The organism is Achromobacter xylosoxidans, assembly GCF_001457475.1.
Lineage (GTDB): Bacteria > Pseudomonadota > Gammaproteobacteria > Burkholderiales > Burkholderiaceae_B > Achromobacter > Achromobacter xylosoxidans.
On the sequence record NZ_LN831029.1, the window covers coordinates 6,666,797 to 6,681,600 of the forward strand.

Below are 14,804 nucleotides of genomic sequence, written 5' to 3' on the forward strand. Positions count from 1 at the left end.
CAGCCTCGCGGGGAGACATTTATTACCAAATGAATCCGGGCGCCACAAAGAAGCAGTCCATGCCGCGGCTTGCCGCTATTGGCAGGGAAACTGCCGGTTCAGGCCCGCGACCACCGCATCCATGCGCCGGGCCAGGGCCGCGCTGGCCGCCGGCATGGGCTCTCGCAGCTCGTCGCTGAGCAGTCCCTGGCGCCCCAGTTGCGCCTTCACCGGCCCCGGATTGGGTTCGGCGAACGCCAGCTGGATCACCGGCGCCAGCGCCTGGAACAGCTTGCGCGCCAGGTCCAGCTGCTGCGCCCGCACCGCCTGGTACATGGCCACGAACAGGTCGGGCCGGATGTGCGCCGCCGCCGCGATCAGGCCGCTGCCGCCCAGGCACAGCAGCGACAGCGATTGCAGGTCCTCGCCCGCCAGCACGTTCATGTTGCCGTCGGCGATCAGCGCCAGGGTCTTGTCGAGCGAACCGCCGCAGTCCTTGATGGCCGCGATGTTCGGATGCGCGGCCAGCGATAACAGAGTCGAGGTTTCCAGCGTCGTTCCTGTGCGGTATGGAATGTCGTACAGCACCAGGGGAAAGCGCGAGGCATCGGCCAGGCTGCGGAAGTAGGCGGCGGCGCCTTCCTGGCCGGGCCGCACGTAGTACGGCGCCGGCGCCAGGATGCCGGCCAACGGCCGGGTGCCGAACGCGGCCAGGCGCTGCAGCACGTGGCCCTGGTGGTTGCCGGCCAGGCCCATCACCACCGGCATGGCGCCGGCCTCGGCGAGCACGGCATCCAGCACCGCCAGTTGCTCGGCGTCATCGAGCGCCGCGGCTTCGCCGGTGCTGCCGCACACGACCAGCCCGTCGACGCCCGCCGCCACGAAATGGCGCACCAGGCGGCGCAGGGCCCCGCCATCGACAGCGCCGCCGGAGAACGGCGTCACCAGGGGAATCCAGACGCCTTGGAACGGGGATTGATGAGTTTGCATGAACACTCCTTCGATGTAAGCGGACCGCGGTTGGACCGTACAGAAGTGCTCGGGATACTGGGGGTGCGCGCGAAGGCGCCATGGCGCCGCCGTGAGGCCGCTGTTCCGTCGCCCATCTGACGGAACAGCATGCTCCGGTCAGATGAGCGGCTGTTTTTTGGATTTCAGGCCGGCGCAAACCGTCGCCACGCCGAGGGCGCGGAACGGAAAAACGGACGAGATGGCCTGAGGAATCATGAATGGAATAAAGGGTTGAAACCGGCCGCAGGCGGCCGATGCGCAAATCTACCGGGCCGCCGCCATGCTGTCAACGCAGGCTGGCCAGGAAGACCGCGCACAACGCTTCCATGCCCTGGCGATCGTCTTCGTCGAAACGGTCCGGCACCGGGCTGTCCACGTCCCACACGCCGATCAACTCGCCCTGGTGCACCAGCGGCACCACGATCTCGGAACGCGAGGCCGCGTCGCAGGCGATGTGGCCGGGGAAGGCATGCACGTCGGGCACGAGCTGCGTCTGGCGCTGGCTGGCGGCCGCGCCGCACACGCCGCGATCGAGCGGAATGCGCACGCAGGCCGGCTTGCCCTGGAACGGCCCCAGCACCAGTTCCGTGCCGTCAAATAGGTAGAAGCCCACCCAGTTCAGGTCGGGCAGCGCCTGGTAGGCCAGCGCGCTCAGGTTGGCGGCGTTGGCGATGCGGTCGTGCTCGCCGTCGAGCAGGGCGCGGGCCTGCTTGGCCAGTTCGGCGTACAGCGCGGACTTGGAGTCGGCGGCGATCGGGGCGGCTTCAAACATATGTATAAATGTAACTGTACAGGCGATTATCGATGCAAGTGATTTTAGGGGCAGCCCGCGATAAAGGGGCCGCCTTGCTACGCTGTGGGACAATAGTTTACGCAGCAACGTCTTTACCGCTCCGTTGTCATCACCCCGTCACCCCCCTTCTTGATTAAGAAGCAAGCCATGGACAAGCCTCTCGAACCGACGTTCGCCTTTTCCGAACGCGCCCAGCAACTCACCAGCTCCGCCATCCGCGAGATCCTCAAGGTCACCGAGCGTCCCGAAGTCATTTCGTTCGCAGGCGGCCTGCCGGCGCCCGGCGGCTTCCCGGTGGAAGTAGTGCGTGCGGCATTCGACAAGGTACTGTCCACCAACGGCCGCGCGGCCCTGCAATACGGCCCCACCGAAGGCTATGCGCCGCTGCGCCAATGGGTCGCCGACGACCTGAACCGCGCCGGCGCCAACATCGCCGCCGACCAGACCCTGATCGTGTCCGGCTCGCAGCAGGCCCTGGACCTGCTGGGCAAGGTGCTGATCGACAAGGACAGCAAGGTGCTGGTCGAAGACCCCAGCTACCTCGGCGCGCTGCAATCGTTCAGCCTGTACCAGCCCAAGTTCGTGCCGGTGCCCACCGACGATGGCGGCCTGATCCCGGAAGCCATCACCCCCGAACTGGCCGCCGGCGCGCGCTTCCTGTACGCGCTGCCCAACTTCCAGAATCCCACCGGCCGCACCCTCAGCCTGGAACGCCGCATCGCGCTGGTCAAGCGCGCCGCCGAACTGGGCCTGACCATCATCGAGGACGATCCCTACGGTGAACTGCGCTACGCCGGCGAACCGCAACCGGGCCTGATCGCGCTGGCCGCCGAGTACGGCGCCAACGTGGTGCGCCTGGGCACGTTCTCCAAGGTGCTGGCCCCCGGCCTGCGCCTGGGCTACATCGCCGCCGCCCGCCCGCTGATCAACAAGCTGGTGCAGGCCAAGCAGGCCACCGACCTGCACACGCCCACGCTGACCCAGATGGCCGTGTACGAAATCGTCAAGGACGGCTTCCTGGAAGAACACCTGCCCAACGTGCGCGAAATCTACCGCGCCCAGGGCAGCTGCATGCTCGAAGCCATCGCCCGCGAATTCCCGTCCACCGTCAGCTGGACCAAGCCCGAAGGCGGCATGTTCATCTGGCTCACGCTGCCCGAACACATCGACAGCACCAAGCTGCTGGAAAAGGCCATCGCCCAGAACGTCGCCTTCGTGCCGGGCGCGCCGTTCTATTGCGGCACCGGCCGCGCCAACACGCTGCGCCTGAGCTTCGCCACCGTGCCGGAGGACAAGATCCGCACCGGCATCGCCATCCTGGGCAAGCTGCTCAAGGAATACACGGCCTGAAAACCGGGTCCTGAACACCCTTGACGGTTCCGCGGCCGGGCGCATTGCCCGGCCGTTGTTTTATGCTGTCGGCTTTCCTCCCTTTTCTTTCGCCGTGACAGTGAGCGCTCCGCAATCCTCTCCCGTCGACCTCAGCGACATTGTTTTCACCGACTGGGTCGAACGTTGGCTGCCCAAATCGTGGCGGCCCTACGCCCGGCTGTGCCGGCTCGACCGCCCCATCGGCACCTGGCTGACGCTGCTGCCCTGTATCGCCGCCCTGGTCCAGGCCGCCGGCGGACTGCCAGACCTGCAACGCCTGGTGGTGTTCTCGCTGGGCGCGCTGCTCATGCGCGGTATCGGCTGCACCGTCAACGACATGTGCGACCGCAACTTCGACAAGCACGTCGAACGCACCCGCTTCCGTCCGCTCACCAGCGGCCAGCTCAGCATGCGTAATGCGGTCTGGTTCTTGATCGGCCAATTGCTGGTCTGCGGTTCACTGCTTTTCTTCCTGAATGGCATGAGCCGCTGGCTCGCCGTGGCCGTCCTGCCGTTCGTTTTCATCTATCCGCTGTGCAAGCGCGTCACCTACTGGCCGCAGGTCGTCCTGGGCATCTGCTTCAACTGGGGCATGCTGATGGCCTGGTCGGATACGCAGAACCACGTGCCCCTGGCCGCCATCGCGATGTGGTTCGGCGCGGTGCTGTGGCAGGTGGGTTACGACAGCATCTACGCCTACGTCGATGTGCGCGACGACCGCAGCCTGGGCCTGCATTCCACGGCCATGCGCTTCGGTGACCAGGGCAAGCTGTGGATCGGCGGCTTCTATCTGGCCACCGTGATCCTGTGGGCCTGGGGCGGCCATGCCATCGGCATGTCATGGGCCTATTACGTCGGCATGGCGGCCATCGCCGTGCACCTGGCGTGGCAGTTGAAGGTGTTCGACATCCAGCGTCCCGACCGCAATTTCATGCTGTTCCGCGCCAACCTCTGGCTGGGCGCGATCCTGGTCGCGGCGGCGCTTGCCGGCACCCTGATCGCCTGATCCGGCGCATTGCGGACACCCCCCGCTTGAGGGATGATGGCCGCTCCGACACGCTTTACGGAGACCACGCATGTCCGCATTGACCAAAACCCTGCTGGCCCTGGCTTCGGCCAGCGCCTTGCTCGGCGCCCTGCCCGCCCACGCCCAGGCCACCACCGATTGCTCCGCCCAGCGTGGCTGCGCCGCGAAGTTCTGCCATCTGGAAAACGAAATCACCTATGCGCGCACCCACGGCAACACGCACCGGGTGGCCGGCTTGCAGAAGGCGCTGGCCGAAGCCAAGGCGTACTGCACCGACAGCCGCCTGCAATCGCAGCGCGAAGCCGACGTGCGCGACAAGCAGAACAAGGTTTCCGAGCGCGAAGACGAGCTCAAGGCCGCCCGCGCCAAGGGCAAGCAGGAAAAGATCGACAAGGCCCAGCGCAAGCTGGATGAAGCCCGCGCCGAATACGACGCCGCGCTGGCCGACCTGAACCGCTGACCCGGTTTCCCCCTACCCGCCCCGTGGCCTCGACCTCGGGGCGGCGTATCCCGCCTCGCCCCCTCCCACTTCGTCACTCGCCCGCCCGCCGACCGCCGGCGCGCCTTGCCGCCCCCACAACGGCCGCACGCACGGCGCCGATGGGGGTCGCTCGTCCGCCAACCACTACCTATTGCGTCATCAAATGGAAATATCGCCACCTATGGTGCCATTTGGTAAGTTATCGGGCGATTAGTACTTATTTTGGAAAGATGTTTTCAGAGAATAAGGGTTTATCCCAAGGTTATTTAGGCCGAGAATGCATCTCATCGGGACACAGCAAGCGACCCCCGGCAATCAGGCCAGAGGATCGGATCCCAAGCTCAAGACATATGGAGGTCTGCTATGAAAACCCTTGCTACCGCTTTGATGCTGTCCATGTCCGTTCTGGCCGCCGGCGCCCAAGCCGCTGAAGCCGACCAAGGCGCCACCCGCGCCCAGGTCCAGGCCGAACTGCAACAAGCCAAGGTTTCGGGCCAATACACCTTCGGCGAAGAAGGCTACCCCGCCGCCATCGCCCAGAAGTCCAGCCTGACCTCGCAGCAAGTGCAGGAACAGCTGGCCCAGGCCAAGAACGCCGGTGAAGTCACCTTCGGCAACATGGACTACCCGCCCGCCCCGCACGCGGCTACCGCGTCGCTGAGCCGCAGCCAGGTGCAAACCGAACTGGCCCAGGCCAAGGCGGAAGGCCTGGTCACCTTCGGCAATATGGACTACCCCCCCATGGGCAGCTGATTGCACGGCCTGGTCTCCAGGCCCCGCAATCCACCCGCAAAGCCCTCCGGCCTCACCCGGAGGGCTTTTCTTTTGACGATTCGACATTCAATTAAGTCATAACGACGCCACTCATAGCCGTTACGACGCTTTGCTATCTACAAATCGACAGCGCCCGCGCATAGGATGAGGCCAATCCCTCCCCCTCTATGCAGGAGCCGCACCATGTCCACCTCCACCAAGCCCGTCCTCCTCCTGGGCGCCGGCAAAATCGGGTTCGCCATTGCCTTGATGCTCGAACGCAGCGGCGACTATTCGGTCCTGGTTGCCGACCAGGACCCGGCGCGACTCAACCTCGTCGCGGAACTGGGCTGCGACACCCGCCAGATCTCGGACGACGCGTCCCTGGCCCGCTGCATCGAGGGCCGCTATGCGGTCGTCAACGCCCTGCCATTCCACCGCGCCATCGCCGTCGCGCAGATGTGCGCGCGGGCCGGCGTACATTATTTCGACCTGACCGAAGACGTCGCCAGCACCCATGCCATCCAGGCGCTGGCCGCAGACGCCCGCGCCGTGCTGATGCCGCAGTGCGGCCTGGCTCCGGGCTTCATCGGTATCGTCGGCAATGCGCTGGCGCGACGCTTCGACACGCTGCTGGACCTGCGCATGCGCGTGGGCGCGCTGCCGCGCTATCCGTCCAACAGCCTGCGCTACAACCTGACTTGGAGCACCGAGGGGCTCATCAACGAATACTGCAACCCATGCGAGGCGATCGTCGACGGCCAATTGACCAGCGTGCCGGCGCTGGAGGGCTACGAGACCTTCGCGCTGGACGGCGTCGAGTACGAAGCCTTCAACACCTCGGGCGGCCTGGGCACGCTGCCTGCAACGCTGCTGGGCCGCGCGCGCAATGTCGATTACAAGTCGGTGCGCTATCCCGGCCACTGCAATCTGATGAAGCTGCTGCTCAACGATCTGCGGTTGCGCGATCGCCGCGACCTGCTCAAGGACATTTTCGAAACCGCCATTCCCACCACCGAGCAGGACGTGATCGTGATCCAGGCGCAGGCCTCGGGCCATCGCCACGGCCGGCTGGAAGAAGAGTCATACCCCATCCGCGTATTCGGCGCGGACGTCGACGGCCACCGACTCAGCGCCATCCAGCTGTCCACGGCCGCCGGCATCTGCGCGGCGCTGGACCTGGTGGCACAGGGCACGCTGCCGCAACGCGGTTTCGTGGGCCAGGAACAGATCCCGCTGGAAGCCTTGCTGGGCAACCGCTTTGGCCGCGTCTATGCCGGCAAGCCGCTGGCATTGGCGGGCGCCATGACCGAGGACCGCTGAGGGCGGCGATGGTCGCTGACGGTAGGCCGCGAGCCGTCGCAACGCGCGGCCGTCGTTACCGTTGGCGCGCGCAACGCGGCTAGGCCCAGCCTTCCAGGCGCAGTGTCGCCCGCACCAGCCGCTGTTCTTCCTGCTCGATTTCCGCCAGGTTCTGCCGCACGCTGTCGACATGGTCGGCCGCGGCGCGGCGCGCCTGCTCCGGCTGGCGCGCGATCACGGCATTGAACAGCCGCGCGTGCTGCTTGTCGATCTGGCGCTTCTCGGGTTCACGGTGATACAGGTTGTTGACACAGGCGAACACCGACCCGAGCATCAGGTCGTTGAGCGACTGCAGCGTATGCACCAGCACCGGGTTGTGCGAGGCCTCGCAGATGGCCAGGTGGAACGCGTGATCCAGGTGCGCATGGGTGGCGGTGTCGGCCGATTGCGCGTTCACCATTTCGTCGTAACGGCGGCGGATCATGATGAAGTCGGCCTGCGTGCCACGCAGGGCCGCCAGCCGTGCCGAATCGGCCTCCAGCAGGGAGCGCACTTCGAGCAGGTCGTACAGCGTGCGCGGTTGCGAATTGAACAGGTGCATCAGCGGCCCGGCGTCGACCTTCGAGATGCGCGCCACGAACGAACCCTTGCCCTGCGAAGTGTGGATGATTTCACGCGCGCGCAGCAGTTTCAGGCCTTCGCGCAGCGCGGTGCGCGACACGCCCAGCTTTTCCGTCAGCCGCCGCTCCGACGGCAGCGCCTGGCCAGCCTTCAGGACGCCGTCCAGGATCAGGCGCTCGATGCGCTCCGCCACTTCATCCGCCACCTGGCGGGGTTTCGCTTCAGTTTCCGCGTGCATGCGTTCTCCGGACCAGTGGTATGACCAAGCGCCAACAGCAAACCGCCTGCCGCCTACCACCTGCGTAAGTAACTGATATAAAACCATAAAAAAACGATGTTTGCCGAGCCGGGCGCAAACAAACTGGTATGACCAGCAGGTTTTGATATGGACTTTGCGGCGGGCGCGAACGATGATGTGTGGACAGATTCGCCCGGCGCGCGCGCCGTCCAGACCTCCTACCGTCAGAGATCCGCATGACTCAACGCATCCAGCACCACGGCCTGCAAGTGGCGGCCAATCTCAGCCAGTTCATCGAACAAGAGGCGCTGCCCGGCTCCGGGCTGGCCGCTGACGCGTTCTGGAAGGGGTTCGCTGCCCTGGTGCATGACCTGGCGCCCAAGAACCGCGCCCTGCTGGCCGAACGCGATCGCCTGCAGGCCGAACTCGACGCCTGGCATCGCGCCCATCCCGGCCCCATCGCCGATCCGGCCGCCTACCGCCAGTTTCTGGAAGGCATCGGCTACCTGTTGCCCCAACCGGCCAGCGTGCGCGCCACCACCGACAATGTCGACACCGAGATTTCGCAGCAGGCCGGCCCGCAACTGGTGGTGCCGGTGTCCAACTCCCGCTACGCCCTGAATGCCGCCAACGCGCGCTGGGGCAGCCTGTACGACGCGCTGTACGGCACCGACGCCATTCCCGCCACGCCCGGCGACGGCGGCGCCGGCTACAACCCCGAACGCGGTCGCGCCGTCATCGCCCGCGCCCGCGCCTTCCTGGATGAGGCCGCGCCGCTGGCGCAGGGCTCGCACACCGACGCCCGCGGCTACACGGTCGAGAATGGCCAGCTCAAGGTGGCGCTGGCCAATGGCGCCACCACGCTCAAGAACCCGGCCCAATTCACCGGCTACCAGGGCGACGCGGCGGCTCCCGGCGCCATCCTGCTCAAGAACAACGGCCTGCATTTCGAGATCCAGATCGACCGCACCCATACCATCGGCGCCACCGACGCGGCCGGCGTCAAGGACGTGCTGGTCGAGGCCGCGCTGACCACCATCATGGATTGCGAAGACTCGGTCGCCGCGGTCGACGCCGACGACAAGGTCCACATCTACCGCAACTGGCTCGGCCTGATGAAGGGCGACCTGACCGAAGCCGTCACCAAGGTCGGCAAGACCTTCACCCGCAAGCTCAATCCCGACCGCCAGTACACGCGTCCGGACGGCTCGGCCCTGACGCTGCACGGCCGTTCGCTGATGTTCGTGCGCAACGTCGGCCACCTCATGACCAATCCGGCCGTGCTCGACCGCGACGGCCAGGAGATCCCGGAGGGTATCCTCGACGCCGTGGTCACCAGCCTGGCGGCGCTGCAGGACCGCGATCGCAAGCTGAACTCGCGCACCGGTTCGGTCTACATCGTCAAACCCAAGATGCACGGCCCCGCGGAGGCCGCGTTCGCCAGCGAGCTGTTCGACCGCGTCGAAGACCTGCTGGGCCTGCCGCGCAATACCCTGAAAATGGGCATCATGGACGAAGAGCGCCGCACCAGCATCAACCTCAAGGCCTGCATCGCGGCCGCGGCGTCGCGCGTGGCGTTCATCAACACCGGGTTCCTCGATCGCACGGGCGACGAAATGCATTCCAGCATGGAGGCCGGCCCCATGCTGCGCAAGGGCGACATGAAGTCCACCGCCTGGATCACCGCCTACGAACGCAACAACGTGCTGGTCGGCCTGGACGCCGGCCTGCGCGGCCGCGCCCAGATCGGCAAGGGCATGTGGGCCATGCCCGACCTGATGGCAGCCATGCTCGAACAGAAGATCGGACATCCCAAGGCCGGCGCCAACACTGCCTGGGTGCCTTCGCCGACCGCGGCGACGCTGCACGCGCTGCACTACCACCAGGTGGACGTGCAGGCGGTCCAGCAGGAACTCGAACGCACCCGGCTCGACAGCGTGCGCGACGAGTTGCTGGCGGGCCTGCTGACGGTGCCCGTGGGTGATCGCTCCAAGTGGTCCGCCGCCGACATCCAGCAGGAACTGGACAACAACGTCCAGGGCATCCTGGGCTACGTGGTGCGATGGATCGACCAGGGCGTGGGCTGCTCCAAGGTGCCGGACATCCACAACGTCGGTCTGATGGAAGACCGCGCCACGCTGCGCATCTCCAGCCAGCACATCGCCAACTGGCTGCGCCACGGCGTCACCAACCGCGACCAGGTCATGGAAACCTTCCAGCGCATGGCCAAGGTGGTGGACGGCCAGAACGCCGGCGATCCCCATTACCTGCCGATGGCCGGCAACTTCGACGGCTCGCTGGCGTTCAAGGCGGCTTGCGCGCTGGTGTTCGAAGGCCTGACCCAGCCCAACGGCTACACCGAGCCACTGCTGCACAAGTTCCGCCTGGAGTTCAAGGCCGCCCAGGCCTGATTGCCGCCGGCCACGGCGACGCATATCTCCCACCGGACAGCCTCGGCTGTCCGGTTTTTTTTGGTCGGCATCTGCAAGAGGTCGCCATTTTTCGCACAGTCGTGCTAAATTTGATCGCATGACTGCCAAGACCGAAAAAAGCGAGCTGACTTTCGCGGCCATCGTGGACGCGGCCCTGGACATGGCAGCCGCCCAGGGGCTCGAGAGCCTGTCGCTCGGCCAGGTGGCCAAACGCCTGGACATCAGCAAGAGCGGTGTGTTTTCGCGGGTCGGATCGCGCGAGGCCTTGCAGCAGGCCGTTCTGGACGAGTACGAGCGCCGCTTCGTCGCCGCGGTCTTCACGCCCGCGATGACCCGGCCTCGCGGCCTGCCGCGCCTGAACGCGTTGATGAACCTGTGGATCGAGCGTGCGTGCAATGTCGAGCTGCTGACCGGCTGTATCTACATCGCCGGCGCCTTCGAGTTCGACGATGTCGAATCCCCTCTGCGCGAGATCCTGGAAAACAACCTGCGCCGCTGGCGTGGAGTGATGGTGCGCACGGTGCGACAGGCGCTGGACGAAGGCCATCTGCGCCCGGATACCGATCCCGAACAGCTCGTGTTCGAGGTCTACAGCCTGATGATCGGGCTGATGCACGATGCCCGCTTCCTGCGCGATCCGAAGGCGCGCGAACGGGTGCGGGCCGCCTACGAGCGCCTGATTTCGACCTATCGCAGTTTCAAGTACATCGAGTAGTCGTCACACAGATCGCCGGCATGAGCCGGCATTTCTTTCGACAAATTTCGCACGATCGTGCGATTTTAGGAGCGAGTGGATCATGGTTTTCTACATCGGTGGGGCCATCGCGGCGGCTGCGCTAGCGAGGTTATGGTTTCTGTGGCGGGCGCTGCTGCGGCAGCTGCCGGATATCTCCCGGCATCTGGTGTTGTTCTGATACGGGAGGCGCTTCCGTGCAGGCCCCATGACGATGGGACGCGGGTATGACGGAATCGAGACCCCTGGGCGAAGATGACGGTCGGCGCCTCTCATGGCTCCGCTCCCTGGTTTTCCAGCCGGCTAATGCCGCTCGCGCCCAACCCGCGCCCGGTCTATATTCCGTATTCACTCCTTGCCAATGCATCCATGTCGCGCTCCGTTCATCTACTGATCATCGATCCGCAAAACGATTTCTGCGATCTTCCGACGACGTACTTGCCCACCGACCCGCTGACCGGCCAAGCAGTCGCACCCGCCTTGCCGGTGCCCGGTGCCCATGCCGACATGCAACGGCTGGCGCGCTTCATCGACGCTGCGGCTCCCTCGCTGTCAGCCATTACCGTCACGCTGGATTCGCACCACAGGCTGGACATCGCCCATCCCACGTTCTGGCGCACCGGTGACGGCCGGCCAGTATCACCCTTCACGCCCATCACCGCCAGTCAGGTGCGTTCCGGCGCCTTCCAGCCGCGCCATGTCGACGATCTGCCGCGCACGCTGTCTTATCTGGATGAATTGGAAGCGCGTGGCCGCTATACCCTGATGGTGTGGCCCGTGCATTGCGAGATCGGCACCTGGGGCCACAACGTCCACGCGGACGTGCGTGCCGCCTACGGCCGCTGGGAAGAAGAACGCCAGTTCATCGTGCGCAAGGTGCCGAAAGGCGCCAATCCCTGGACCGAGCACTACAGCGCCCTGATGGCCGAAGTACCCGACGCCGAAGACCCTCGCACCCAGCTCAACCGCAACCTGCTCGACTCGCTGGATCGCGCCGACCTCGTCATCGTGGCCGGCGAAGCCGGCAGCCACTGCGTCAAGGCGACGGTCGAGCACCTCACCGAGCACCTGCCCGGCGGCAACCTGTCACGCATTGTGCTGCTGACCGACTGTATCAGCCCGGTCACGGGCTTTGCGAGCGCCCAGGCTTCATTCCTGACAAAAATACGTGACCTGGGAGGGCAACTGCGTACCAGTGTCGATATGGTCCGCGCCTTGGCCTGAAGGCCGATGCGCGGCCACAGTCTGGCAATGGCCGGAACGCCCGCGACGCGGGCAGGCTTTCGATCGGGTCAGAACGCCCACCTCAGGCTGACAGTACCGGCATTTTCACGCGTATTGCTGGCGAATTGACCGTTGTATGAAATGCCGAGTGTTGCCGAGCGTGAGATCGCCATATCCATGCCCAGCTCCACCAACGCAGCGTCCCGCGCGATCGCTACCCCGGCAACGGTAAAAACGCGCCCGCCATCGAAGGCCATTTCCGATACGGGTTGTACGTCGCCAAAGGCATGCCGCCACCCTAATGCGCCACGCACGGCACCATCCAACCGCCCCAGCGAAACCGGAGCCTGGGCCCGCAGGCCCAGCGTAGTGATCGTTTGCGTATCGCGCGCACTGCGACCGGAGAGCGCCGCCGCCCCTCCCGTTTCCGAGAAACCGCGTGTGCGCAGATCGCTCCAGGCGACGCCCGCAAACGGTTCAAGCGTCACACCGGTAAATCGCATCGCATAGCCCAGTTCCGTAAAGAATTGGCTGGTGCTCGCCCCATAGTCGGCGCGCAAGGTCTGGTCCAGGCCTGGCAGGGAGACGCGCCGCTCGCTCGAAATGTCGTGCCACGTATACGCAGCGCCCAAGAGCCAGTTCAGGTGATCAATGCCGACTTCGAATGCCTTGCCGCCGTACAACAGGGCGCTATAGCTATCGATACCGGACTTGGATGACCGGTCGTCCACCATCAACGTGCCACTGGTATATCCCAGCGCGGCCCCCAGCCGCCAACCCGCGCCGACAGAGCGATCCGCTCCCACGAATACGCCTCCCGTCGACTGTCGCCCCCCCGGTGCGTTGCCATCACCATCAAATCGCTGCCAATTGCCGATGATCTCGGCCCACGCTGGAAGAGCCGTGGAATACGGCAACGCCGCGGCGCTTGCGGTGGTATCGCTACCTCCGAGTTGCGCAGTTGGCGCGCCTGGCGCCATGGCTGCCACAAGATTCGCGCGCAGGTGCTTCAGTGGTGCCGTGCGAACCGTCAAGGCATCTGCCTGCAATGCGGATCTCGAGGTCGCGTGCATATCGCCCGACAGGGCGGCGAACGCGGCGGGAGGAGCCCCGGTCTCGAGGTTCAACACAGTGCGATAGACCGCGTTATTGGGCGGCAAGTAGTCGATCGCGCCCGCGACGGCTTTTTGGTTTGCGGTGTCCGCCGCATCCGCGAAGCTGATCGGTCGCCCCCCAGATGTCTGCCTCTGCATCACCAATTCAATATCCGTCGCGCCTTGCACAAGCGAGGGCGTCAAGAAAGCGAAGTTCGACGTCACGGCCGAAAACCCCCCCGTCACCGACTGTCCCGCCCGGACGATGGTATAGCGCGTATTCTCGGCCCAGGCCCCGGGCGACGCCAGTACCTTCACGGTACCGCCCACATTGGCCACATTCGTTGCATAGACCTGGTCCGCCTGCCCTGTCGAATTGGCCCGCACCTCGAACAACGATCCGCTGCCCAACTGCAGGCTGCCATCAATCGTGATCGAAGTCGGCGACCCGCTGGCAGAACCGACGGCCAACGTATTGCCGCTTCCCGCGAAGATGACGTCTCCCGTCGTGACGGATCCCTCCCACAACTCCAACCGATTGCCGGAACCTTGAAAGAGAACCGCTTGACGCGTGGTCTGGCCTAGGGGTTGCCCACCCTCCAACGTCCCTCGATTGACGACGGTAACATTGCTGCCCGCCAATACGGCCTGGCCGCCGGTTTGGCCGGAGAAATTCGCCATGGCGCCCGCGCCGCCACGAAGCGTGCCAAAGTTGACGACCGTGCCAGCGCCAATCGATACTGCCGCGCCTCCCAGGCCAGTGCTATAGCCCACTCCCGCCACGCCGCCGGCTCCACCTAGAATCTGGCCACCCGGATTGACCTGTACACTGCCGGCGGTGATCACCACCCCAGCCCCGCCTCCGCCGGAATTTCCAGCCGACGCGCCTCCGGCTCCTCCGGTAACGACACCGCTTACGGCGATCGAACCGCTGCTCATGGCCACCCCCGCCCCGCCCCCGCCGCTACCGCCGATCACCGGTGCCGGGGGACCATCAGCACTGCCGCCGGCCCCACCGGTGATCGCGATTCCGGATTGGACGTCGATGGCGGCCCCTCCGGTTGAAAGAATACCCACCGCGCCACCGCCTGCACCGCCCACCCCGACCACGGTCGAACCGCCTACAGTCCCCGTAATGCTGCCGCCCGGAACATAGGATCCCGAAGTCGTTATCACCGTGGCTACGGTGGCGCCGCTAGCGCCGTTGGATGAGCCCGGCACCGTTCCATCCGTAACGCCCCCGCCACCTCCGCCGCCGGAGCCCTGCATCCCGCCGCCGCCACCCCCACCGCCATTAATAGGCACCAACGGTCCAGGAGGCCCGGGGATACCGCCCTGGCCTCCTTGCGGTCCCCCGCTCGACCCGGGCTGTCCTTGTATTCCACCGGGCACCGGCACCGCCCCCCCACCGGCACCTCCGCCAAAGGGAGATGTCGCGCCGGGCACCGCGGCGCCACCCGTACCTCCATCCCCGCCAATGATGCCTCCGCCCTGGCCAGCGTGACCACCACCACTCACCCCCGCGCCTCCGAGGCCACCGCCGCCCGTGCCTGCCGTTTGCGCGACCACCGGCCCCAACCAGCCAGCTGCCAATATCGCCAGCACCAATGGACAAGCCGCGAAGTGGCGACTCTGCGCCCCCCCACGGCCGAACGAATGGGATTCGGGCGCCAGCCCGACACCTTGGTTGATTGCTTCCCGCATCTCACTCCCTCCAAGTAGTTCATTTTCTTGGTTCGGCTTGC

General features: G+C 65.7%; 12 protein-coding genes. 8 read left to right on the plus strand and 4 right to left on the minus strand.

What is annotated here, in order from left to right:
• Positions 1 to 75: 75 nt before the first annotated feature.
• The gene (gene dapA / locus AT699_RS30045) at positions 76 to 969 is read right to left on the minus strand and encodes a 4-hydroxy-tetrahydrodipicolinate synthase (RefSeq protein ID WP_024070756.1); all 894 of its coding nucleotides are present in this window, start codon (positions 967 to 969) and stop codon (positions 76 to 78) included.
• 307 nt (positions 970 to 1,276) lie between these two features.
• Entirely contained in the window at positions 1,277 to 1,762 is a 486-nt protein-coding gene (locus AT699_RS30050) for a GAF domain-containing protein (RefSeq protein WP_024070757.1), read from the minus strand.
• A gap of 168 nt (positions 1,763 to 1,930) precedes the next feature.
• On the opposite strand from AT699_RS30050, the gene AT699_RS30055 reads away from it, so the two are divergent.
• From AT699_RS30055 to AT699_RS30075, 5 genes are all read left to right on the plus strand, one after another.
• Positions 1,931 to 3,133 (plus strand): aminotransferase-like domain-containing protein, encoded by a 1,203-nt coding sequence (locus AT699_RS30055; RefSeq protein WP_006389678.1) that lies wholly within the window; start codon positions 1,931 to 1,933, stop codon positions 3,131 to 3,133.
• A gap of 100 nt (positions 3,134 to 3,233) precedes the next feature.
• Positions 3,234 to 4,160, plus strand: a complete 927-nt coding sequence (gene ubiA / locus AT699_RS30060) for a 4-hydroxybenzoate octaprenyltransferase (RefSeq protein WP_006389677.1) — start codon at positions 3,234 to 3,236, stop codon at positions 4,158 to 4,160.
• Positions 4,161 to 4,230: 70 nt separating this feature from the next.
• The gene (locus AT699_RS30065) at positions 4,231 to 4,641 is read left to right on the plus strand and encodes a DUF1090 domain-containing protein (protein ID WP_024070758.1); all 411 of its coding nucleotides are present in this window, start codon (positions 4,231 to 4,233) and stop codon (positions 4,639 to 4,641) included.
• A gap of 384 nt (positions 4,642 to 5,025) precedes the next feature.
• The gene (locus AT699_RS30070; RefSeq protein ID WP_024070759.1) at positions 5,026 to 5,415 is read left to right on the plus strand and encodes a DUF4148 domain-containing protein; all 390 of its coding nucleotides are present in this window, start codon (positions 5,026 to 5,028) and stop codon (positions 5,413 to 5,415) included.
• 204 nt (positions 5,416 to 5,619) lie between these two features.
• Entirely contained in the window at positions 5,620 to 6,738 is a 1,119-nt protein-coding gene (locus AT699_RS30075; RefSeq protein WP_006389674.1) for a saccharopine dehydrogenase family protein, read from the plus strand.
• 79 nt (positions 6,739 to 6,817) lie between these two features.
• Here AT699_RS30075 and glcC read toward each other — a convergent pair whose 3' ends face one another.
• Positions 6,818 to 7,576 (minus strand): transcriptional regulator GlcC, encoded by a 759-nt coding sequence (gene glcC / locus AT699_RS30080; protein WP_020925849.1) that lies wholly within the window; start codon positions 7,574 to 7,576, stop codon positions 6,818 to 6,820.
• A 236-nt stretch (positions 7,577 to 7,812) separates the two neighbouring features.
• Between glcC and AT699_RS30085 the strand changes: the two genes are divergently transcribed.
• From AT699_RS30085 to AT699_RS30095, 3 genes are all read left to right on the plus strand, one after another.
• On the plus strand, positions 7,813 to 9,987 hold the full coding sequence (locus AT699_RS30085) for a malate synthase G (protein ID WP_024070760.1): 2,175 nt from the start codon (positions 7,813 to 7,815) through the stop codon (positions 9,985 to 9,987).
• A gap of 118 nt (positions 9,988 to 10,105) precedes the next feature.
• On the plus strand, positions 10,106 to 10,723 hold the full coding sequence (locus AT699_RS30090; protein WP_024070761.1) for a TetR/AcrR family transcriptional regulator: 618 nt from the start codon (positions 10,106 to 10,108) through the stop codon (positions 10,721 to 10,723).
• A gap of 387 nt (positions 10,724 to 11,110) precedes the next feature.
• Positions 11,111 to 11,965 carry a cysteine hydrolase family protein gene (locus AT699_RS30095; RefSeq protein ID WP_058207543.1) on the plus strand — a complete coding sequence of 285 codons (855 nt, stop codon included), beginning with the start codon at positions 11,111 to 11,113 and terminating at the stop codon, positions 11,963 to 11,965.
• 68 nt (positions 11,966 to 12,033) lie between these two features.
• Here the strand turns inward: AT699_RS30095 and AT699_RS30100 are convergent, their stop codons facing one another.
• Complete coding sequence (locus AT699_RS30100) at positions 12,034 to 13,908, minus strand: autotransporter family protein (protein ID WP_062794064.1); 1,875 nt, start codon at positions 13,906 to 13,908, stop codon at positions 12,034 to 12,036.
• Between the last annotated feature and the right edge of the window lie 896 nt (positions 13,909 to 14,804).

Excerpts from the sequence above, each read along its gene's own strand:
- AT699_RS30085 (WP_024070760.1), top strand. The coding sequence starts at position 7,813 with ATGACTCAACGCATCCAGCACCACGGCCTGCAAGTGGCGGCCAATCTC.
- AT699_RS30075 (WP_006389674.1), top strand. The coding sequence starts at position 5,620 with ATGTCCACCTCCACCAAGCCCGTCCTCCTCCTGGGCGCCGGCAAAATC.
- AT699_RS30050 (WP_024070757.1), bottom strand. The coding sequence starts at position 1,762 with ATGTTTGAAGCCGCCCCGATCGCCGCCGACTCCAAGTCCGCGCTGTAC.
- AT699_RS30055 (WP_006389678.1), top strand. The coding sequence starts at position 1,931 with ATGGACAAGCCTCTCGAACCGACGTTCGCCTTTTCCGAACGCGCCCAG.
- AT699_RS30070 (WP_024070759.1), top strand. The coding sequence starts at position 5,026 with ATGAAAACCCTTGCTACCGCTTTGATGCTGTCCATGTCCGTTCTGGCC.
- glcC (WP_020925849.1), bottom strand. The coding sequence starts at position 7,576 with ATGCACGCGGAAACTGAAGCGAAACCCCGCCAGGTGGCGGATGAAGTG.
- AT699_RS30095 (WP_058207543.1), top strand. The coding sequence starts at position 11,111 with ATGTCGCGCTCCGTTCATCTACTGATCATCGATCCGCAAAACGATTTC.
- AT699_RS30090 (WP_024070761.1), top strand. The coding sequence starts at position 10,106 with ATGACTGCCAAGACCGAAAAAAGCGAGCTGACTTTCGCGGCCATCGTG.
- AT699_RS30065 (WP_024070758.1), top strand. The coding sequence starts at position 4,231 with ATGTCCGCATTGACCAAAACCCTGCTGGCCCTGGCTTCGGCCAGCGCC.
- dapA (WP_024070756.1), bottom strand. The coding sequence starts at position 969 with ATGCAAACTCATCAATCCCCGTTCCAAGGCGTCTGGATTCCCCTGGTG.